Source organism: Tunturiibacter gelidiferens, from assembly GCF_051013345.1.
Taxonomy (GTDB): domain Bacteria; phylum Acidobacteriota; class Terriglobia; order Terriglobales; family Acidobacteriaceae; genus Edaphobacter; species Edaphobacter gelidiferens_A.
Map to the genome: position 1 here is coordinate 1,815,693 of NZ_CP132939.1, position 20,146 is coordinate 1,835,838.

Annotated in this window: 24 protein-coding genes, 1 other RNA gene and 7 pseudogenes; 21 read left to right on the top strand and 11 right to left on the bottom strand. The window is 60.0% G+C overall.

Translation table 11 applies throughout. From position 1 onward, the window contains the following. Positions 1-286: 286 nt before the first annotated feature. Both RBB80_RS08970 and RBB80_RS08975 read left to right on the top strand, forming a co-directional pair. Entirely contained in the window at positions 287-1,627 is a 1,341-nt protein-coding gene (locus tag RBB80_RS08970; protein WP_433967884.1) for a UbiA family prenyltransferase, read from the top strand. A gap of 107 nt (positions 1,628-1,734) precedes the next feature. Further along, on the top strand, positions 1,735-2,151 hold the full coding sequence (locus RBB80_RS08975; protein WP_433967885.1) for a CRISPR-associated protein Cas5: 417 nt from the start codon (positions 1,735-1,737) through the stop codon (positions 2,149-2,151). Positions 2,152-2,193: 42 nt separating this feature from the next. Here the strand turns inward: RBB80_RS08975 and RBB80_RS08980 are convergent, their stop codons facing one another. Next, the gene (locus RBB80_RS08980; RefSeq protein WP_433967886.1) at positions 2,194-2,427 is read right to left on the bottom strand and encodes a helix-turn-helix transcriptional regulator; all 234 of its coding nucleotides are present in this window, start codon (positions 2,425-2,427) and stop codon (positions 2,194-2,196) included. A gap of 8 nt (positions 2,428-2,435) precedes the next feature. After that, positions 2,436-2,837, bottom strand: coding sequence for a hypothetical protein (locus RBB80_RS08985; protein WP_433967887.1), 402 nt, complete (start codon positions 2,835-2,837; stop codon positions 2,436-2,438). Between the two features lie 155 nt (positions 2,838-2,992). On the opposite strand from RBB80_RS08985, the pseudogene RBB80_RS08990 reads away from it, so the two are divergent. The 3 genes and pseudogenes from RBB80_RS08990 to pheS all read left to right on the top strand — a co-directional run bounded on the left by RBB80_RS08990 (position 2,993) and on the right by pheS (position 4,514). Further along, positions 2,993-3,182 (top strand): annotated as a pseudogene (locus RBB80_RS08990) (type II toxin-antitoxin system HicA family toxin). Continuing rightward, complete coding sequence (locus RBB80_RS08995) at positions 3,179-3,394, top strand: type II toxin-antitoxin system HicB family antitoxin (RefSeq protein ID WP_433967888.1); 216 nt, start codon at positions 3,179-3,181, stop codon at positions 3,392-3,394. The pseudogene RBB80_RS08990 and the gene RBB80_RS08995 overlap by 4 nt, the downstream one beginning before the upstream one ends. 9 nt (positions 3,395-3,403) lie before the next feature. Next, positions 3,404-4,514: pseudogene (pheS, locus tag RBB80_RS09000) on the top strand (phenylalanine--tRNA ligase subunit alpha). Between the two features lie 120 nt (positions 4,515-4,634). Here pheS and RBB80_RS09005 read toward each other — a convergent pair. Next, on the bottom strand, positions 4,635-5,489 hold the full coding sequence (locus tag RBB80_RS09005; protein ID WP_433967889.1) for a helix-turn-helix domain-containing protein: 855 nt from the start codon (positions 5,487-5,489) through the stop codon (positions 4,635-4,637). 22 nt (positions 5,490-5,511) lie between these two features. Here RBB80_RS09005 and RBB80_RS09010 point away from each other — a divergent pair, with 22 nt between their 5' ends. The 3 genes from RBB80_RS09010 to RBB80_RS09020 all read left to right on the top strand — a co-directional run bounded on the left by RBB80_RS09010 (position 5,512) and on the right by RBB80_RS09020 (position 8,017). After that, positions 5,512-6,096, top strand: a complete 585-nt coding sequence (locus RBB80_RS09010; RefSeq protein ID WP_433967890.1) for a hypothetical protein — start codon at positions 5,512-5,514, stop codon at positions 6,094-6,096. Positions 6,097-6,386: 290 nt separating this feature from the next. Beyond that, positions 6,387-7,181, top strand: coding sequence for a phytanoyl-CoA dioxygenase family protein (locus RBB80_RS09015; RefSeq protein WP_433969583.1), 795 nt, complete (start codon positions 6,387-6,389; stop codon positions 7,179-7,181). 287 nt (positions 7,182-7,468) lie between these two features. Beyond that, complete coding sequence (locus RBB80_RS09020) at positions 7,469-8,017, top strand: hypothetical protein (protein ID WP_433967891.1); 549 nt, start codon at positions 7,469-7,471, stop codon at positions 8,015-8,017. 155 nt (positions 8,018-8,172) lie between these two features. Here the strand turns inward: RBB80_RS09020 and RBB80_RS09025 are convergent, their stop codons facing one another. Continuing rightward, entirely contained in the window at positions 8,173-8,934 is a 762-nt protein-coding gene (locus RBB80_RS09025; RefSeq protein WP_433967892.1) for a hypothetical protein, read from the bottom strand. A gap of 53 nt (positions 8,935-8,987) precedes the next feature. Next, positions 8,988-9,343: pseudogene (locus tag RBB80_RS09030) on the bottom strand (phage holin family protein). 202 nt (positions 9,344-9,545) lie between these two features. On the opposite strand from RBB80_RS09030, the pseudogene RBB80_RS09035 reads away from it, so the two are divergent. Next, positions 9,546-9,773 (top strand): annotated as a pseudogene (locus RBB80_RS09035) (hypothetical protein); the annotation flags it as partial. A gap of 73 nt (positions 9,774-9,846) precedes the next feature. Continuing rightward, positions 9,847-10,014 carry a hypothetical protein gene (locus RBB80_RS09040; protein ID WP_433970149.1) on the top strand — a complete coding sequence of 56 codons (168 nt, stop codon included), beginning with the start codon at positions 9,847-9,849 and terminating at the stop codon, positions 10,012-10,014. A 93-nt stretch (positions 10,015-10,107) separates the two neighbouring features. Here RBB80_RS09040 and RBB80_RS09045 read toward each other — a convergent pair whose 3' ends face one another. The 5 genes from RBB80_RS09045 to RBB80_RS09065 form a co-directional block, all read right to left on the bottom strand. Then, positions 10,108-10,722 carry an alpha/beta hydrolase gene (locus RBB80_RS09045; protein ID WP_433967893.1) on the bottom strand — a complete coding sequence of 205 codons (615 nt, stop codon included), beginning with the start codon at positions 10,720-10,722 and terminating at the stop codon, positions 10,108-10,110. A gap of 66 nt (positions 10,723-10,788) precedes the next feature. Then, a complete protein-coding gene (locus tag RBB80_RS09050) occupies positions 10,789-11,040 on the bottom strand; it encodes a hypothetical protein (protein ID WP_433967894.1) in 252 nt (83 codons plus the stop codon). Further along, positions 11,037-12,089, bottom strand: a complete 1,053-nt coding sequence (locus tag RBB80_RS09055) for a YncE family protein (protein ID WP_433967895.1) — start codon at positions 12,087-12,089, stop codon at positions 11,037-11,039. The genes RBB80_RS09050 and RBB80_RS09055 overlap by 4 nt, the downstream gene beginning before the upstream one ends. Before the next feature lie 93 nt (positions 12,090-12,182). Then, positions 12,183-12,446 carry a hypothetical protein gene (locus tag RBB80_RS09060; protein WP_433967896.1) on the bottom strand — a complete coding sequence of 88 codons (264 nt, stop codon included), beginning with the start codon at positions 12,444-12,446 and terminating at the stop codon, positions 12,183-12,185. A 1-nt stretch (position 12,447) separates the two neighbouring features. Next, positions 12,448-12,819, bottom strand: a complete 372-nt coding sequence (locus RBB80_RS09065) for a hypothetical protein (protein ID WP_433967897.1) — start codon at positions 12,817-12,819, stop codon at positions 12,448-12,450. Between the two features lie 517 nt (positions 12,820-13,336). On the opposite strand from RBB80_RS09065, the pseudogene RBB80_RS09070 reads away from it, so the two are divergent. The 4 genes and pseudogenes from RBB80_RS09070 to RBB80_RS09085 form a co-directional block, all read left to right on the top strand. Next, a pseudogene (locus tag RBB80_RS09070) lies at positions 13,337-14,088 on the top strand (phenylalanine--tRNA ligase beta subunit-related protein); the annotation flags it as partial. A gap of 469 nt (positions 14,089-14,557) precedes the next feature. Continuing rightward, positions 14,558-15,058 (top strand): annotated as a pseudogene (locus RBB80_RS09075) (hypothetical protein); the annotation flags it as partial. A gap of 167 nt (positions 15,059-15,225) precedes the next feature. After that, positions 15,226-15,468, top strand: a pseudogene (locus RBB80_RS09080) (phenylalanine--tRNA ligase subunit beta); the annotation flags it as partial. Positions 15,469-15,967: 499 nt separating this feature from the next. Beyond that, the gene (locus RBB80_RS09085) at positions 15,968-16,237 is read left to right on the top strand and encodes a hypothetical protein (protein ID WP_433967898.1); all 270 of its coding nucleotides are present in this window, start codon (positions 15,968-15,970) and stop codon (positions 16,235-16,237) included. Here RBB80_RS09085 and RBB80_RS09090 read toward each other — a convergent pair. Further along, entirely contained in the window at positions 16,234-16,452 is a 219-nt protein-coding gene (locus RBB80_RS09090) for a hypothetical protein (RefSeq protein WP_433967899.1), read from the bottom strand. The genes RBB80_RS09085 and RBB80_RS09090 overlap by 4 nt on opposite strands. On the opposite strand from RBB80_RS09090, the gene RBB80_RS09095 reads away from it, so the two are divergent. The 7 genes from RBB80_RS09095 (at position 16,399) to RBB80_RS09125 (ending at position 20,119) form a co-directional block, all read left to right on the top strand. Then, positions 16,399-16,644: a cell division protein ZapA gene (locus tag RBB80_RS09095; protein ID WP_433969585.1), complete on the top strand. Its 246-nt coding sequence runs from the start codon at positions 16,399-16,401 to the stop codon at positions 16,642-16,644. The genes RBB80_RS09090 and RBB80_RS09095 overlap by 54 nt on opposite strands. 65 nt (positions 16,645-16,709) lie before the next feature. Further along, positions 16,710-17,390 (top strand): class I SAM-dependent methyltransferase, encoded by a 681-nt coding sequence (locus tag RBB80_RS09100; protein ID WP_433967900.1) that lies wholly within the window; start codon positions 16,710-16,712, stop codon positions 17,388-17,390. Positions 17,391-17,596: 206 nt separating this feature from the next. Then, positions 17,597-17,782, top strand: a non-coding RNA gene (gene ssrS / locus RBB80_RS09105) — 6S RNA. A gap of 122 nt (positions 17,783-17,904) precedes the next feature. Next, entirely contained in the window at positions 17,905-18,735 is an 831-nt protein-coding gene (locus tag RBB80_RS09110; protein ID WP_433967901.1) for a prolipoprotein diacylglyceryl transferase family protein, read from the top strand. Next, complete coding sequence (locus RBB80_RS09115; RefSeq protein ID WP_433967902.1) at positions 18,725-19,165, top strand: S4 domain-containing protein; 441 nt, start codon at positions 18,725-18,727, stop codon at positions 19,163-19,165. The genes RBB80_RS09110 and RBB80_RS09115 overlap by 11 nt, the downstream gene beginning before the upstream one ends. Positions 19,166-19,292: 127 nt before the next feature. Further along, entirely contained in the window at positions 19,293-19,493 is a 201-nt protein-coding gene (locus RBB80_RS09120; protein WP_433969586.1) for a pseudouridine synthase, read from the top strand. Beyond that, positions 19,490-20,119, top strand: coding sequence for a pseudouridine synthase (locus RBB80_RS09125; RefSeq protein WP_433967903.1), 630 nt, complete (start codon positions 19,490-19,492; stop codon positions 20,117-20,119). The genes RBB80_RS09120 and RBB80_RS09125 overlap by 4 nt, the downstream gene beginning before the upstream one ends. The last annotated feature ends 27 nt before the right edge of the window (positions 20,120-20,146 follow it).

A 20,146-nucleotide genomic window follows, 5' to 3' on the forward strand; every position in this document is an offset into this window, starting at 1 on the left:
CTGTGCCAGATATCTAAGAATAAATGATAATGACGTTGGTCGACCAAGCACTTCACTGCTTGACGGCCAGCCGAACCACTGTGCAACGTGATGCGCCTAAGTCCAGATATTTTGGTTAGACGTACGAAAGGACACTTTTGCCTCTCCCGGCCTCTGAAATCGACACCGCCGCGCTCCCGGCCCTCTGCGTCGACCTCGACGGCACCCTCGTCAAATCCGACACCCTGCACGACTCCGCGCTAGCCGTCGCCCGCCACCACCCGCTAGCCCTCCTCAAACTTCCCTCGTGGCTCCTTCAGGGCAAAGCCGCCCTCAAACGTCACCTCGCCGCCACCGTCCAGCTCGACGTCGCCCACCTCCCCTACAACCGCGAACTCCTTCAGTATCTGCAGCAGCAGCACGCCATCGGCCGCCCCATCTACCTCGCCACCGCCGCCGACGCCGACACCGCCCACCGCGTCGCCGCCCACCTCGGCCTCTTCACCGGCGTCCTCGCCTCCGACGGCCAGCTCAACCTCGCCGGCAAGAACAAACTCGCCGCCTTCCGCTCCCACTTCGGCGACAACTTCACCTACATCGGCAACGCCATGCCCGACCTCACCCTCCTCGAAAGCTGCAAGGAGCCCATGGTCGCCAACCCCACCCCCGCTCTCCGCGCCGCCCTTCGCAAAGCCCGCGTCACCCCCGCCCGCACCTTCGACGAGACCGTCTCCCCCTCAAAGCCTGGCCCAAAGCCATCCGCCTGCATCAATGGGCCAAAAACGTCCTCATCTTCCTCCCGCTCCTCCTCGCCCACAACTGGACCCCCGGCATCCTCGCCGGTGCCGCCCTGGCCTTCTTCAGCTTCGGCCTCTGCGCCTCCGCCACCTACATCGTCAACGACCTCCTAGACCTCGAGGCCGACCGCCAGCACCCGCGCAAGCGCCGCCGCCCCTTCGCCTCAGGAGATCTCTCCGCTCTCTCCGGAATCGCCGTCATCGCCCTCTTCCTCACAACCTCCCTCGCCCTGGCACTTCTCGTTCCGCTTGTCATCTCAGCCATCTCCCCCGACGCCAGCCTGATTCGGCCCCACCACTTTCTCCTCTGGCTGGGCATCTACCTGGTCACCACCCTCGCGTACTCGCTGCGCCTCAAACGCTCCGTCCTGGTCGACGTCATCGTCCTCTCCGGTCTCTACACCGTTCGCATCATCGCCGGATCAGCCGCCACCGGAATCCCCGTCTCCACCTGGCTCGCCGGTTTCAGCATCTTCTTCTTCCTCTCCCTGGCCTTCGTCAAACGCTTCGCCGAGCTCGAAAATCTCAGTGAACGCGGCGGCTCCACGGTAGGCGGCCGCGGCTACCACGTCTCCGACATCGAACAGCTCCGCAGCTTCGGCACCGCAAGCGGTTACGCCTCGGTCGTCGTCCTCACCCTCTACATCTCCAACCTCGACGCCGCCCAGCTCTATCACCACACCAACCGCCTCTGGCTCCTCGTCCCCGTCCTTCTCCTCTGGATCAGCCGTCTCTGGTTCACCGCCTCCCGCGGCCAGCTCGACGAAGACCCCGTCGTCTACGCCATTACCGACCGCCGCAGCCTCCTCCTGGGCCTCCTCGTAGTCCTCATCGTCCTCTCCGCACTCTGAAAATCACACCTCTGCCGCCCCCCGACCGCGCTCCAAATTGCTATTTACGAACTACTTATGCGCGACTCAATAGCATGAGCGTAGAAGTCAGAAGGGAGGCATGCAAAATGCCCAATGTGCATGGTATCGAGTTCAATTCAAATCAGTCGGAGCTCGTCAAAGATCTGGTTCGTGAACTCCTCAAAGATGGAAACTGCGCCGTATACGCGCTCAACAACATGAAGCCGAACGGCGAACTCAGAATGGCAACCACGCCGCCTACTCCAAATCCAAGGCAAGTCGGTGGAGTCTTCCTCAGAATTCGTCCCGGGATTAACGAGGCAACCATCGTTCGTCCGATGAACGCCAAGGCCGGCGATCCACTCACCAAGTTAGCCAAGCTAACCCAGGCCGAGACGCTTGAGATGATCCGCATCTGGCGAAAAGAGACCAAATCCGGTCCCATCCTTATCAAATCAACGCCCATCACAAGCAAAGCGATAAACCCCACAGCCACCGGTCAAGCCAACCGGTCAGGCCTCTAGTGGAACACCCTAAACGGCCCTGATCGCTCAAAAGGCCAAGCCTCAGCGACAGGGCTGTTCTTCATACTCCCTCTGAAACACCTCCTGCACACCTACCCCAAACGCATCCGCAATCCGAAAAGCCAGCTCCAGCGAAGGAGCGTACTTTCCCGCCTCGATCGCCAGCACAGTCTGCCGCGTTGCTCCGACTTTGTCGGCCAAAGCCTGTTGCGTCATCTCCCCATGATCGAACCGCAGCCGCCGCACCCGGTTCTCAATCTTCATCTTCATCTTCATCTTCGCCTTCACGCCGACACGCCCATCCTATACATCACCAACTGCGTCCCGGTCCTCAGAGCCTCCACGGCAAACCACGCCATAATAATCAGTGTCGGCGACGTAAGCTGCCCTACCGTGAACCACTGCGCCACCAGCGCCCACACCCAGATCCCGCCCAGGACCGTCAGCGAAATGTAGCTCACCTTATAAGCCTTGTACTCGATCAACCGATCCCGCTCGTCGCGGTCCTCGATCTTCGAAAAGATCGCGACCACAATCAGGTATCCAATCTGCAAGACCACAACCAAAATGATGTTGCCCAGCAAGGACCAAGGCCGCACACCGACGCCCAAAATCCCAAAAAAATAGGCGCAGCCCAACAACGGTGGAAGAAACTGCCCCCAGATCAACTTCTCCTGATAGCTCATATCGACCTCCGATAAAGTCAGATTCAACGAACTAAATGTAAAGTAAAACATACATATTGTATATAATTATTTACACATAGTGTCCTGCCCATCGACCAGCCAGCCTTCTTCAACCTAAAAAGCCTGCTGCGATACACTTAGGGCGTAGAGAATTAATGAAGACGCGGGATATTCTGAGGCTGATTCAAGAGGATGGCTGGTACCAGGTTGCGCAACGCGGCAGTCACCGCCAGTTCAAGCACCCTGCCAAGCCGGGGAAGAGTCACGATCGCCGGTCATCCCTCAGAAGACATGGACGAAGGTACCCGCAAGAGCATCTTCAAGCAGGCAGGGATAAACCCATGAAAGAGTACGCCGTCATCTTCGAGCAGACCGCCACCGGCTGGAGTGCCTACGTCCCCGACCTGCCCGGTCTCGGCGTAGCTGGCCCAACCTACGAAGCCACCGAGCAACTCATCCGCGAGGGCATCGTCTTCCACATCGAAGGCCTCCGCGCCGACGGCGACCCCATCCCCGAACCCACCACCCGCGTAGCCCGCATGCCCATCTCCGCCTGATAAAAATTCATGAACGAAGCCATCCCCGAACTTCCTTCCTACGACGAAGCCACTCTCGACACCGCCTTCAGCAAACTTGAGAACGAAGTGCGGGCGAAAGCCACCTTCCTCACCTTTCCTGAGGATCAAGAGCGTTTCCGTGTCGACTGGCTAGGCCGCAAACAAGGCCGCCTAAAGCTCATCAGCGAAGCGTGGCTCAAATCCGCACCCCCGAAGCCAAAAAAGCCCTCGGCATCCGCTTCAACCAGCTCAAGCAGCAGATCGAAGCCGCCCTCGAAACCCCGGCCTCGACCAAAGCCCAGGCAGTGCAGGGAATCGACATCACCCTCCCCGGCTCCCTCCGCGCCCCCGGCATCCCCCACCCACTCCTCAAAACCATGCACGAGATAGTCTCCGTCTTCCACCATCTCGGCTACAGCACCAACCTCGGCCCCCAGGTCGAGTCCGACTTCTACAACTTCGAAGCCCTCAACTTCCCCCCAACCACCCCGCGCGCGACACGCAGGACACCCTCGTCATCGCCAACCAGCACGGGCGCCCCTCACGCGACCGCCTCCTCATGCGCACCCACACCAGCCCGGTCCAGATCCGCACCATGATCGCGCAGGCCCCACCCATCCGCATCGTCATCCCCGGCAAGGTCCACCGCAACGACGCCGCCGACGCCACCCACTCGCCCATCTTCCATCAGATCGAAGGCCTCTGCGTCGACACCAACATCACCTTCTCCGACCTCAAGGGCACGCTAGACCACGCCATGAAGGCCCTTTTCGGTTCCGACGTAAAAACCCGCTTCTTCCCAAGCTTCTTCCCCTTCACCGAACCCAGTGCCGACGTCCAGATCTCCTGCATCTTCTGCGGTGGCAAAGGCTGCCGCAAGTGCAAACACAGCGGCTGGATCGAACTCCTAGGCTGCGGCATGGTGGACCCCGCAGTCTTCGCCGCCGTCACCACCGAGCGCCGCAAACTAAACCCGGCAGACGACGCCTACAATCCCGAGAAGATCACCGGCTTCGCCTTCGGCATGGGTGTCGAGCGCATCGCCATGATGCTCCACGGCGTCTCCGACATAGGCCACTTCTACTCCGGCGACATGCGCTTCCTCGAGCAATTCGCTTGAAGCCCTGCGCGGGCGGCGGTCACTTCGTGACATGTATACCGGCTTCGCCCGTGGCCTCCCGATGGTCGGCAAAGCTGTTGTTCGCGACCAACGGAAGCGCCAACCGAAGGGGTACACAAGTCACGAAGTGACCGCGCGCCGCGCAGGCGGCCCGTCCGGCAGGACACGCTGAAACGCCCGTCGAAACTCCCAAGGAGTCTGCCCCTTCAGCTCCTTAAACTGCCGATTGAAATTCGCCAGATTCCCATACCCAACCTCATCCGCGATCACAGCAATCGGCTTCTCACTATTCAGCAGCAGCGCACAAGCGTGCCCCACCCGCAGATGCGCCACATACATCCCCATCGTCATCCGCGTCTGCCGCTTGAACAGCCGATGCAGCGAACTCCGGCTCAGCGCCCAAACCTTCACCAGCTTCTCCACCACCATCTCATCGCGATAGTGCTCATGCAAATGCGAGATCACCTTCCCAATCCGCTCCTCGGTCGCCTCGGCAAAGCTCTCACTCTGATTCGCCTCCGAAGCCAGCGGCAAACTCCCCGCATCCTCCGCCAGCAACAACAAAACATTCAGCAACCCAGTCAGCCTCGCCCCCGCACCCTGCTCAATCATCGCGCAAATAATCTCCCGCGCCCTCTCCCTCACCGGATCAGAAAACGTCAGCGCCCGCGAAGACCGCTCCAGCAGCCTTCGAATCGGCCGTAGCTCCACATGCGGATCGATCATCCCCTTCACAAACGCATCGCTGAACCAAAGCACCAGCGCCTGATGCTGCGCGCCCGTAACGACATCCTCCGTCGAGCACCAAGTATGCGGAATCTTCGGCCCAATCAGCACCAGGTCCCCATCGTCATACCGCGAGATGTTGTCTCCAATAAACCTCTGCCCGCGGCTATTCAACGTCAGCGTCAACTCATACTCGCTGTTGTAGTGCCACTCAAACGGAATCGCAGGCAGCCGCCGATCAAACAACACCCAAGAAGAATCCTTCGACGTCTTGATGTGCTCCAAAACGGCTTCATCCCGCCCCTTCAAACATCTCCAACCTCAACACAAAAATCCGTCATCGCGGTTGCGGTTATTCAATTTAGAAAATCCGTCATCTCGACCGAAGCGATGGACAGTCTCATCGTCCATCGCGCAGTGGAGAGACCCCGCCGTTGCTTTTGCCGTTGCTTTTGCCGTTGCTTTTGCCGTTGCTTTTGCCGTTGCTTTTGCCGTTGCTTTTGCCGTTGCTTTTGCCGTTGCTTTTGCCGTTGCTTTTGCCGTTGCTTTTGCCGTTGCTTTTGCCGTTGCTTTTGCCGTTGCTTTTGCCGTTGCTTTTGCCGTTGCTTTTGCCGTTGCTTTTGCCGTTGCTTTTGCCGTTGCTTTTGCCGTTGCTTTTGCCGTTGCTTTTGCCGTTGCTTTTGCCGTTGCTTTTGCCGTTGCTTTTGCCGTTGCTTTTGCCGTTGCTTTTGCCGTTGCTTTTGCCGTTGCAGTTGCCGTTGCTGTTGTCTGCCCTTTTGTTTGTCATCCCGTAGGGATCTGCGGTTGCTGTTGCCGTTGCATGTCTCTCTTACCCCAAAAGCCGACGCAATTATAGCCACAACCCCCACCCACATGAGATTCCAGTACCAGTATTTGGCACCCAAAGCCAACAACTCCCCTCCCCTCGCTCTAAAGTTCTCTCGTACGCAACCCGCGCAAAGGATCGGAACCCAAACATGAGAACCCAAACCGCAGTCCTAGAACACAACGTCGTCGGCAAGCCCGGCGAAAACTCCCTCAACATCGAAGTCGCCCGCCAGCCCCTCCGCGAGATCAAGAAAAGCTCCCCTCCGCGTTCTCTCGCAAGCCGACTTAGACCACTGGCAGACCTACGGCTACGTCGTCATCCGCCAGGCCGTCCCCTCCGCCAACGTCGAGCGCACCCGCAACTTTCTGTGGGAGTTTCAGGAGATGGACCCGAACGACACCGCCACATGGAACGCGGCCCAGCTCCGCAACCACGCCATGAAGGAGCTCAACAACAGCGGCATGGTCGAGGTCTACAACCACCAGACCCTCTGGGACAACCGCCAGGAGCCCCGTGTCTACCACGCCTTCGTCGACATCTGGGACGACGAGCGCCTCTGGGTCACGATCGACCGCGCCAACCTCAACACCCCCAACCGCAGCGGCCGCGCCTTCGCCGGCTTCATCCACAACGACGTCGACACCACCCTCGACCCCCTCCCCGTCAACGTCCAGGGCGTCCTGTCCCTCGTCGACACCGACGAATCCACCGGCGGCTTCCAGTGCGTCCCCGAGATCTTCCGCAACTTCGAAGCCTGGAAGAAGACCCAGCCCGCCGACCGCGACGGCTTCAAACCCGACATCACCGGCTACGAACTAAAACCCGTCCTCATGAAAGCCGGCGACCTCCTCATCTTCAACAGCCTGCTCACCCACGGCATCCGCCCCAACACCTCAGAAGACAAAGCCCGCATGGCCCAGTACATCTCCATGACTCCAGCCGACGGAGGCAACGAAGAGATCCGCCAGCGCCGCATCGACTCCTGGCGCGAGCGCAGCGCCCCGGAGGGCTTCGCCTTCCCCGGCGACCCCCGCGAGTGGGAGCGCACCAAATACAAGACCGCCGAACTAACCCCACTAGGCTGCAAGCTCCTGGGACTAGACCCCTGGTAGTCGAGTAAACATCTCATCCCTCGAACGACCTCAATTTAGGCAAGGGGTCCGGACACCCGGACCTCTGAACCGGACACCCGGACCCTGAACCGGACACCCGGACCTCTGAACCGGACACCCGAACCCCTAAATTTGTCGCGTGCGGTTGTCTGTTCTTTTGTTGTCATCCCGTAGGGATCTGCGGTCGTCGTTCTCGCAGTCACCCCTTTCCCAAAACAAAACAACGTCATCTCGACCGAAGCGACGGACAGTCTCACCGTCCGTCGCACAGTGGAGAGACCCCGTATTTGCTGTTGCCGTTGCTTGTTACTTTGTTGTCATTCCGCAGCGAAGCGGAGGAATCTGCTGCCGCATTTCCCATTACCATTTTTCATTCCGACCGGAGCGCAACGGAGTGGCTGGAACCCACTGTTCCATGCACCACTTCACCCACCATCCCCTGCAACACACGCAGCGATAAAATCGCTCATGCCGTCTCCCCCGACACCATAGACCAAATCTTCGCTGTCTCCTCCACCATTCGCTACGTGGCTCTCTACCGGCAAGGCCAGCTAACATCCCGTCAACGTTCCGCGATCTCCGGCGCTTCTGCCTCGGAGTCCGATCGCTACGAAGAGCTCTTCGTCAATCCAACTCTTCTCACCCTTGCAAGACAGCGCGGTAATCTCGACTGCGGCGGCGCAAAGTTTGTCCTCGTCGGCTACGGAAACTTCTACCAGCTAGTCCTCGACCTGCCTGACGGTCACGCATCCATCTGCTTCGAACTCTCCTCAAATCCCTTGAACTACGCCGACACGATCCGCACCATCTGCGATGACAAGCAAACAAAAAGCTGATCACGTGATCGCGGTCTGACAAACCGACGCAAGCCGAGACGGATTCCAGGCTCTTTCAAAGATCGCAATCTCCGCCGCCACCACCTCTTTCATACCGGCGAAGCCTCACCGAAAAAGCTCATCCCCAAAAAGAATCACCCACACTGTGTCGCAACTCACTCCGTTCCCAATCCGGCCCGCAAGCTGACCAGATTCTGTGGCCGCACCTGAATCATCCCGCCCCTCGGACTATCGATATCCGCAATCAGAAAAAACGAGATTGCCACGACCAGCGGCAGCACCGTGAACAACCTCCATTCCATCCGCCGCGCCCCATATCCCAGCAATCCATTGCTCAAAGTCGCGATCGTAAACATCAGGCACCACGCTGCCGCAGGAATCCTGTTCCACCACGCCGCCTGCGTGTACCCCTGCGAGTTCAGCACATCATTCATTCCCCCAACCGCGAGCGCAATCACCGGCGAAGGCTGTGCTGCCGCGGGCTTCGAAGCCGCCGCCCAAAGGTTTCCCTGCACCCGAGCCGTCTCCGAATTGATCTGACCCAAATCCCCAGAGTCCCGCGTCCTGTAAAACCGAATCCGCAGATCCGTATACTGCCTCAGCAGTCCCCGCAGCTGCGCTCCATCTGCCGCCGGAAGCAGATCCGCCCTCACATACTCCGTTCCAATCGCATTCGCCTCGGCCTCTTCATCCATCTTGCGCAGATCGTAACGGGCCGTCGCCATCGAAAAGCTGAACCCGATAATCAATCCCAGCAGCGTCAGCGTAGCGGCAAGCACGACGCCGAAGTCTGTCCGCGTCTCCTCAGTAAAATCCGGTCGCCGCTGGCTGAGCCGCCTCCCCACCCAGGCCGCAAACCACATCACAAAAAATGCAATCACAGACAACATCAACGGATGGTCCAAAAGGTTCCTCACTCGCCACTCTCCAACACCGTTATTCTCCTGGGCAACATCTGTTCTTAGCCCGCTTAAGACCTCCGATTCGCAGCCGAACCAAAGAACCCAAAAATCAGATGCAACACCGCCAGCGCCAGCGCCCCAAGAAACGCCGCCTTGAACGTCGTCACCGCAAACCCCGGCACAAACTTGCTTGAGAACCAGAGAATCACCGCATTCACGACAAGAAAAATATCCCGAACGTAAGAATGCTCAGCGGCAGCGTAACGATCTTCAAAAACAACCCGATCGTCGCGTTGAACAGCCCAATCACCACCACCGCTATCAGCGCCGACACGAAGTTACTCACGTCGAAGCCCTGAACAAAGTGCGCCACCACCAGTAAGGCCACAGCATTCAGAATCCAGTGCAGAAACAATCGAAGCATCGTCTATCCTCGTTTAAAGTGTTCAGCGGAATTTGATATACGGAGTAGCGACCAGCATATCCGACGCCCCCAACCTCCGCCACAACTTCCGCCCGAACAACGCCTCAAAAACCAATCACGCCGCCGTGCCCACCTCGGCATAACTCTTGCGTCCCAGCCCGTAGATACCTCGTGTTCTGCACAATTTTTTGCCGTCCGCCGTATGGTATCCTCCCTCGTTCATTCGCCTAGGCATCGCCGCCGTCTCGTCGCCCTCTACAACCTCAGCGTCCCACTCCTGTGGGACTTCCGCCGTCCCTGGACGATGACCGCAGTCGAATGGCTCGTAGCCGCGGGAGCGATCGGATTCATCGTCGTGGGCCTCAACGCTGCACCAGTCCAGCGCTTTCTTCTCTCGTCCATACCGCGCTTCCTCGGCAGAGTCTCCTACAGCCTCTATCTCATCCACGTCCCCGTACTGCTGGCACTTACCTTCTCCCTGCCCAACACCCTCTCCACCCTGGGTGCAGTTTCCCCTCTACCTCACCGCCACCCTCCTCCTCGCGTGGCTCTTCTGTCTCCGCGTGGAGGAGCCCTTCATCCGCCAGGGCCAGCGTCTCGGCAACAAGAAACCCGCAACCCTCAATAAGCCTTCCCTCAACGAGCAGCCCCGTGTCGCTCTGCACAGTTGACCGCAACGCCGCGTTTACATCACAACTTTTGTGCTTTTCAACAAGACTCCACCGCCGCGAATCGCTCAGCGCGAGTGTCTTCACGCAGCTTCCTCACTGCGCTCCCGTCGTCACTCCAATCGTCTTCATCCACTCATCTACCAGGTCAGGCCACCCCGTCACCGGCAGCTTCGTCCGCCGCAGTCCATAACCATGGCCACCTTCGGCATACACATGCAGCTCCGTCGGCACACCTGCGCCCTTCAGCGCCAAAAAGTAACTCACCGCATTCTCCACATGCACCGAATCATCCTCCGCCTGCACCAGAAACGTCGGCGGCGTATCTTTGGTCACCGGAATATCCGCACTGAACTCCATCCCCTTCTTCGGATCGGCCAGCTCCCCCGGATACACCACCACTGCAAAGTCCGGCCTGCAACTCAACTCGTCTGCCGAATCCACCTTCGCGTAGAGCCTCGTTTCATAGTGGGTACTCACTGCCGCCGCCAGATGTCCGCCCGCAGAAAACCCCAGCACCCCAATCTTCTTTGGATCAACCTTCCACTCCCCAGCCCGAGCCCGCACCATCCCCACCGCTCTCTGCGCATCCTCAAGCGCCGCAGCCGACTTCGGATAAGGCCCCGTCCCCGGCACCCGATACTTCAGCAGAAAGCAGGCCACGCCCCGCGAGTTCAGCCACTCGCAAACCTCAGTCCCCTCCAGATCCATCGCCAGAATGTTGTATCCGCCCCCGGAAACACGACCACGCCCGCGCCATTGCCGGTCCCCTTCGACTCATACACCGTAAGCGTAGGCACCGACACATTCCCCAACCGCACCAGCGGCCTTCCCGCGATCTTCTCGCTCGCCGGCGTCGAAGTATCTACCTCCGGCCCCTCGCAACGGTGGCCGCACCCGGAACCCCTTCGGCCAAAGCTTCACCACCGCATGCTCCGGCCCCGGCGGCCAACTCGAAGTCTGCCCCACGCCCCAACCAACCACCATCAAAAACGCCACAACTCCCCACACACGCAGCGTCCTCGTCATTGCCTTACCGCCCAGGCCAGACCATCCGGTTCACCACCAGCTTCAATATGCCCCACCACCTCCAGCGTCTTCAAATCGATCACCGCAACGTAATCGTCCGGCGAGCAAGCCACATACGCCTTCGACCCATCCGGATTCATCTGGATCCCTGCCGCGCCATGTCCAATCTTCACCCGCTTCATCACCCGCCTGCTTGCCGCATCCAGCACCACCAGATCAGCTCCCGACAGCGTCGACACCAGCACCGTCTTTCCATCCGGAGTGAACTTCAGCCGATTCGCTCCCTCCACATTCACCTCCAGCGTCTGTATCACCTTCTTCGTCGCCCGATCAATAATCGAAATCGTTCCATCCCCCGCATTCCCCACCCAGATCTCTCTCCCATCAGGCGACACATCAAAACCCTCCGACCCTCGCCCGACCGGAATCACAGTCTCATCCCAACTCCCTCCCGGCGCGCCCATCGGCCCACCGCCCGGCGGAGGCGGCCGCATCCCACCCGAACCCGGCGGAGGCGGTGGTGGTCCCTGCCGCCGCGTGCTCTTCTCCAGAATCGTCACCGTACCCGAACTTACATTCGTCGTCACCATCCACTTCAGATCCTCTGCCACATAAACCATGTGCGTCCGGTCCTGCCCCGTCCCCATAATCCAGTCGACCTTCCCACTCGCAGGGTCATAGCTCCCAATCGCCTTGGCTCCCTCCGCCGTAAACCAAACCTTCCCGCCAACAAAATCCAAACCATGCGGCCCTCGCAAAGCTCCAAGATCCACCGCTGGCAGTGCCTTACGCTCCACCAGATCGACAATTGCCAGCGTGTTGTAAGCGCCACCGCCATAGTTCGAAACGTACGCCGTCCTCCCATCCGCCGAAGCAATCACCTCGTGCGGATCGTTCCCCACCGGAGCACTCGCCACCACCTTCAAACTCACCGGATCAACAATCGACAGCGTATGCGCCCTCTTCGAAAGCACCAGCAAAGAAGCGCTCTGCCCCCACATCACACAGCAACCAGCCAACATCACCCCTGCCACCAAAGCTCGCCGCATCGGCAAACCTCCCGAACCACGCACCCATCATCGCTGCCAGCATCATGCGGAAGCAAGCCGCATCCGCACGCAGCACCCGCACAATCCGGCCGCTCAAGCAGACCCCGTCGGTGGAGTTCGTTTCTTAAACCTAAACGGATTCCAAACCGAAATCCTGCGTCTCGTGCCCGTCAAAAACTCCGAAGGAGCCATCGGCTCAGGTTTGATCGGTTCCACTGGTTCCACCGGCACCACCGGCACCACCGGCCCGCCCGGATCCTCAGGCCGCATGCTGTTCCTCCGGGTCACAATACTTCCCACCAGAACCACCACCGATCCCACCAGCGCAAAGCCCGATCTGAAATCAATCCACGGCATATCAGTCCTCAGTCCTTATCACAGCGCCTAAGCCAAGGATGAACATGGATGCCACATAAACCACACTATGGTGGAACACCATTCCGGCAGGCACAGGCCGCGTTGCATGCAACATGGAATTGAGTGTTCCGAACTCGAAGGACATCATCATCGCAAAGGCAAGCGCAAACCCCAATCCGATCATGTCGATGACCTTCTTCTGGTCGACCATCGCGAACCGCCCAAGGCTATCCCCAACCAGCGCTACGCAAATCAGGTAGACGTCCCCTCGTTCGATCACTTCTTGAAGCCCGCTCTTTGTATCGCCCATATCGTCGCTCATCCACGCAAAAAAAGCGGAAACATGGCAAACACAAAACAGAAGATAGCCCACACCATCTTGTTGACCGGCCACTTACGTGAAGGCGGACCACTCATGCCAGCCATTCTCCTCCGAATCCCGCCCTAACCCCGAATTTATTTTCGTGAAAGAAGATGCCAAACACTCAACCTGCAGCCACTTCATGAAAACTAGAAACCGTTAGACTAAAGAAGCTAATCATGAATATCCTCACCGCATGGCTGCGCACCTACGTCCCCAACATTCCGGTCGATGATCACCAACTCGCCGAAGCTCTCACCCTCCGTGGCATCGCCGTAGAGGGCGTCCACTCCCTCGGCCCTAACAACGGCCACCTCTTCGAGATGGACATCACCACCAACCGCGTCGACGCCATGAACCACTACGGCATCGCCCGCGAGGCCGCCACCATCTACAACCTGCCGCTGGCCCCCTCAACACCAGACTCCCCATCGGCACCCTCGTCGACGAGCCCTTCTCCGTCCGCATCGCCCCCGAAGCCAAAGGCCTCTGCGGCCGCTTCACCGCGCAGGTCATCCGCAACGTCACCATCGGCCCCAGTTCCCACCAGGTCGCCGAGTACTTCACCCTCCTCAGCCAGAAGCAGATCTCGAACGCCGTCGACGCCAGCAACTTCGTCCTCCACGGCATGGGCCATCCCACCCACGCCTTCGACCTCGACAAGATCGAAGGCGGCATCGTCGTCCGCCTCGCCCACAAGGGAGAAAAACTAAAGCTCCTCGACGGCACCGACCGCACCCTGGAAGCCGACGACCTCGTCATCGCCGATCACAAAAAGTCCTCTCGCTCGCCGGAGTCATGGGCGGCTGGGACTCCATGATCACCCCCGAGACAAAAAACATCCTCGTCGAAGCCGCATGGTTCGATCAGGCCAGTGTCCGCCGCAGTTCGCGCCGACACGGCCTCCACACCGACGCCTCCCACCGCTTCGAGCGCGGCGCAGACTTCAACGCCGCCCCCGTCGCCAACGCCCTCGTCACCCAGCTCATCCTCCAGAGCGCTGGCGCTGCCCAGCACGGAGGCGCCGAAGGCCAGCAGAACGGAAAGCTCGAAGGCGAACTCATCGACCTCATCGACCCCGAGGTAGCCGCCCGCACCGCGAACCGTCCCCCCATCGAGCTCTCCGTCCAACAGGTCCAGCGTCACCTCGGCGCAACCATCGACCCCCGAGGCATCACCTCCGAGATCGTCGCCCAATACCTCACCTCGCTAGGCTGCGAGCTCCTCCTCCACGGCCTGCGTCACGATCAAGCCGTCTACGCCACCAAACTCCCAAGCTGGCGTCTCGACCTCGAGCGCGAGATCGACCTCATCGAAGAGGTAGCTCGCGTCTACGGCTACAACCGCTTCGCCAACACTCTCCCCGCCCCCGCCGTCGTCCTCACGCAACCCACCGAAGCCAGGGAAGCCGCCGTCCGCACCCGCCTCCTCGCCCTAGGCTTCAGCGAATCCATCTCCAGCACCTTCGCCTCCCAACACGACGCCGACCTCTTCGCGCCGCCACCAACGTCGGGTGCTCCATCCTTTGCTGTCGCATCGCAAAGGGTGGGTTCTTCGCAAAGCGAGCCGTCTTCTTCAAGCGTGGCCACAGATCCGGGTGCCCCCTACGTGACAGCCTCACCGTCACGGGTGGGCCATCGCGACAGCGATCCGCCCTCCTCAACCGCCGCAACCATCCCGGTTCCCTCGACAACCCCTCTCCGAAGAGGCCTCCCTCCTCCGTCCCTCGCTCATCCCCGGCATGGTCACCATGCTCGCGCACAACCTCAACCGCGACGTCCGCGAGGTCCGCCTCTTCGAGCAGGGCCAGGTCTTCACCGCCGCCATCCCAGCCGACGGCAACTTCATCTCCGACGTTCACGAGTCCCCCCAGCTCTCCCTGGGCCTCACCACCGCCGCCGCAAAATACTCCAACCTCTACTCCGCCGAAGACGCTCCATTCTTCGAGCTCAAGGGCGCCATCGAGTCTCTCCTCTCCCTCTTCGCCCTGAACGCCGCAACGAGCACCTTCACACCCCACGTTCGACCGGAGGCGGCAAGAGACTCCTTCCCACCCGACGTTCTCGCATCCTCAAAAGAGTCGTCATCTCGACCGGAGGCGGCGCTTTTGCCGCCGGAGCGGAGAGACCCCCGCATCTCGTCCGTGCAGCCGCTCACCTTCTCGGCGGAAGCACCAGCGTGGCTCCAGCCAGGCCGCAGCGCGACAGCACTATTGAACAACCAACCCATCGCCCACTTCGGCGAACTAGTCCACACACAAAAAGAAGCCCGCAAGCTCCGCCAACCCGTCTACCTCGCGCAACTCGACCTCGCCGCCCTCTACGAACTCCCGCTGAAAAAATCACAGCCCACGACCTCTCCCGCTACCAGGCCGTCGAGCGCGACTTCTCCTTCGTCTTCCCCGACGCCACCCAGTGGCAAGCGGTCTCCTCCGCCATCCACGCACTCGCGATCCCCGAGCTGCAAAGCCTCAAGCCCATCGAAGTCTTCCGCGACGCGAAGAAGTACCCCGGCGTCTACTCCCTCCTCCTCCGCACCGTCTTCCAGTCCAACGACCGCACCCTCCGCGAAGAAGAGCTCACCGACTGGTGGACCCGCATCATCGCCACCCTCACCGCCCTCGGCGGCACCATCCGCGACGGCGCCGCGACCGCGTCATAGTCATCCTGCATGTCCACACCAACCGACCAACCCCCTTACGCCGTCATCCTGAGCGCAGCGAAGGATCCCGAAACACTCTAATCTGCCCCGACCGCTCGTCCCTTTCAACCCACCCCTTCCCGCCTTTGCCATTGCCTGCTCTTCTGTTTGTCATTCCGCATCCAGAGGGATAGTCGAACGGGAAAGGAACCTGCCGTTGTAGTTGCCGTTCCGCCGAGGTATGCCACGGCTTCACCCACCCAGAAAATAAATCCGAAAACCCTGTCACATTTCTCACCGCCGAAAACGTGACGGCGAACAACCACACTCAGCCACACAAATCACCACAACTGCACCACAGATTCACCACATCAAAACCCGCATAATCGCAAAAACCCCTTGAAAAAACAGCCAATCCACCACAACCACAAATTAATCCGCAAAAAACACGCACCCAAATAGATTCCACCCCGCTTTTCCCCAGCAAATATCCACCCCTCCGCCGTCTATACTGAAAAGCATGAGCACCTCCACCATTAGCTCCAACATCAGCGTCGATGAGTTCCAGGCCCTCGAACAAAAAGTCCTCCGCGCCGTAGAAGTCGTCAAGCGCGAGCGCGAAGCCCGTGCTGCCGCCGAAGCAGAAGTAGCCACTCTGCGCGCCCAGCTAGCCGAGCAGCAAACCCTCTCCACCATGGTCGAATCCGAACTCACCACCCTCACCAAAGAGCGCGAAGCTGTCCGTCAGCGCGTAGAAAAGATGCTCCAACAGATGGACGAACTCCTCTAAACTTCACCGCAAGGAGACCCGATGAACCAGACTCTAGAAGCGCAGACTCGAGAAGCCCCCAGGCCACTCAACAGCCCGCCGCCGAGCTCACGCAGAGCCAGTCCATCGCCGTCGAAATCTACGACCAGATCTATCACCTCCGCGGCACCGACCCCGCCTACATCGAGCGCCTCGCCACCATCGTCGACGCCAAGATGCGCGCCGTCTCCGCCCACGGCAACACCGTCGACAGCCTCCGCGTAGCCGTCCTCGCCGCACTCAACATCGCCGACGAACTCTGCTGCGCCCGCGACCGCAGCGACAACCTCGCCGGCAGCCTCCAGAACTCCCAGCAATCCCTCCGCTCCCGCGCCGGCGACCTCTCCCACCTCCTCGACGAACTCCTCGAAGACCGCAAAGTCGGCTGATCGTACCGCGGGTACTCGAGTCCCCTATAAAGCTGGATAGGGCAGGTGATAACCTTAGAGAACCCTTGGAGGGCTCTCTGTTAAATTGGGCTGCACGTTATTTCCCTATCCTTCGCGCCATCAAGAAACATGGTCTTCTTGAAAATGGAACGCTGCTAGAAATCGGATCTGGACCATTTGGTATTGGAACGTTTCGCAAAGTCCCGTTTACGGGATGCGACCTATCCTTCGCAGACAAAGAACAGTGGCCAATGACACAGCTGGCAGCATCAGCCGCTGATTTACCTGTCGGCGACAAATCTTTTGATATTGTGCTCGCCTCGGATGTCCTGGAGCACATCCCTCCACCTCTCCGAATGAAGGTGATCAGCGAAGCACTCCGGGTGGCCGACAAGCTCGTGATCTTTGGGTTCCCTTGCGGAAAAGAGGCCCACGATTCCGACAGAGCCCTGCGACAGGAATATCTGGACAAAAATCTCAAAGTTCCCGAGTGGCTCGAGGAGCATATGGAAGCCGATTTCCCCGAACCTGGCCTGTTCACCAATCTGCCCGGATGGAAGGTTGAGCAATTCAGCAATGAGAGCCTGAGCTTTCACAAGTGGCTGATGAAGCGAGAGATGAACCTGCTATTTGTCCGTATCACGGGCCGAATGTCTAGGTCTTTACCCCGGCTCATAGAAAAAATACTAAGGAATACGGATGGAAATCCCTCATACCGGCAAATTTTTGTGTTGACCAGGACTTAACGTATCCGGTAGGCCACGCGAAGAAATTGCCGAACGCCATTCCACCCCCAATTCGCCCAGTCGAATCCATTGGGACCAGTTGATCTTCGCCTATAGCGGCCTTGTCCATCCTCACGCTAAATTCCATGTCCACGTCGAGATGGACAGCTCTCGATGTGGCCGACTTGCCATTCTCTGACCCTACCGTTAACATCCAAACTAAGAACGCCGGCCTGCAAAGCAGGTACGCGAACAACGCTGGTTGAACCAACATTCATTGAACAGGGGCCTGGCTCGTAGACATGGTTCGGTGTGCAGTCCTCCAGTCAGGAACGCCTAAAGAGCCACGGCAGGGTCCCGCCGTCTTAGGACGGGTTCACCAGCGCTTCGACGTACGGCCCAGTGGGTCGGTCTTCTTCCTTCACACCCCGCGAATCCTTCCTGCCATCTGAGGAAAAATCAGACCCGTCATCCTGAGCGAAGTGGCTCACGCACTTTGTGAGCCGCGCAGTCGAAGGATCCCTGTATTTCGTCTTTGCCATTCGGCGACCAAAACAACCACACCAAAACAGCAGCAACAAAACAAACCGCTCCCTCGCCTGTCATCATCAAGAACGTGCACCCCTACCTCCTACACTCCGGCCATCTCATCCTCCCCACCTTCGGCGTACTCGCCGCCCTTGGCCTTATGGCTGCCCTAACCCTCAGCCTGCGCACCGCCGCAATCGTCGGTCTCGACCCCGACAAGCTCTGGAACGCCGGCCTCTTCACCCTCCTCACCGCCTTTGCTCTCTCGCGCATCCTTCTTATCGCCACCAATCTCCACAACTTTCTCGTCTACCCCATCCTTCTGCTCACGGTACCCTCCCTCACCCCCACCGGAATCCTCCTCACCCTTCTCGCCGCGCTGATCTATCTCCGCATCCGCCACCTCCCCCTCCTCGACATCCTCGACGCCTGGAGTCCCTGCGCCGCGCTCATCTGGGCCTTCCTCGCCCTCGGACACTTCGCCGAAGGCAGCGACGCCGGCCTCCCTACCACCCTCCCCTGGGGCATCCGCATTCCGCCCGACCGCATCCACCTCCATCCGGTCCCCCTCTACGCCGCCATCGCCGCAGCAATCCTCACACTGATCCTCCTGCAGCAGCTCCGAAACCGCCGCCAGCCCGGAGACACCCTCTTCGTGGCCCTGGCCGCCGCAGGCACCCTCCAGTTCCTCCTCACCTTCTTTCGCCAACCCTACCCGTACACCAGCAGCGCCACCTACGTTCTCCTCGACCCCATTCAGTGGATCGCCCTCGGTATGATCGTTGTAGCGGCAGTCATCCTGCTGCTGCCAAGAAAGCTGGTCACCCATGCCGTCTAAGAACATGCTCCCCAAGGGCCAGCGCCGCCGCACCGTAAAACCCGAGTACCGCGCCACCCGCGGGGTCGAAGAACTAACTCCGCCCCCAGTCCCCGTCCTCGAATTCGACGAAGTCGAAGAGGACTCCGACGCTCCAGCCATCCGCACCTTCACCGCTGACCCCGCCGCCGCCAACCTGCGCCTCGATCTCTACCTCGCCCAGGCACTCCCCGACATCTCCCGCGCCCGCGTCCAACTCCTCATCGAAGCCGGCCAGGTCCGCGTCGACGGCAACCCCGCCAAGCCCAAACAAAAACTCCACGGCGGTGAATCCATCGAGATCGAAGGCTCCCCCAGCCAGCGCCACTCCACGCCATCCCCGAAGACATCCCCCTCGACATCCTCCACGAAGACAAGTACCTCGCCGTCATCAACAAACCCGCCGGCATGATGGTCCACGCCGGAGCCGGCACCGCCCCCTTGGTGGTTTAGACGCCCGCAACCGCGGCACCCTCGTCAACGCACTCCTCTTCCATTTCGCCAAGCTCTCCGACGTCGGCGGCGATCTCCGCCCCGGCATCGTCCACCGCCTCGACAAGCTCACCAGCGGCCTCATCCTCGTCGCCAAAGACGACAGCACCCACCGCAAACTCGGCGACATGTTCTCCCGCCGCCAGGTCACCAAGACCTACGTTGCCCTCCTCCACGGCCACGTCAAAAAGACGACACCACGGTCAACCTCCCCATCGCGCGCGACCTCATCCGCCGCACCCGCATGACCACTCGGCGAGCCGACGGCCGCACCGCCGTCTCCCACTTCCATGTTCTCGAACGTCTAACCACTGCCTATGGCCCCTTCACCATGGTCGAGGTCCGCATCGAGACCGGCCGCACCCATCAAATCCGCGTTCACGCCCAATCCCTCGGCCACCCCGTCGTCGGCGACACCCTCTACGGCGCCCCCCACGTCATCCCCGGCCTCGACCCCTCCCTCAACCTCGAGCGAAACTTCCTCCACGCCGCTCATCTCTCCTTCACTCATCCACAGACCAACAAACCCCTGGATCTCGCAGCCCCCTCCCTATCGAGCTTGAGACGTTTTTGCAAGCAATTCGCACGAATTCGTCCACAATTGAGTAGAATCATCCGAGTGATCGCTGCCAACCGAATGAACCGTGTCTTAGGGCTCAAGCTCCCCGTTTTCCTTCTCTCTCTCATCCTTGCCCCCCGCCTCTCAACGCTCAAACCAGCTCAGGGCCCAGCCCGGCGGCAAACCCCGCACCATCCTCTGCTCAACCCGGCGCTACCCCGGCTCCCACCGTCTCCCAGCAGCCGGCCGCAACGCCGGCGCAGACCCCAGCCCAGGCTCCCGCCCAGACCAGCCCACAAGTCGACGAGCCCGTAACCACCCTCCAGGTCCAGGTCAACGAAG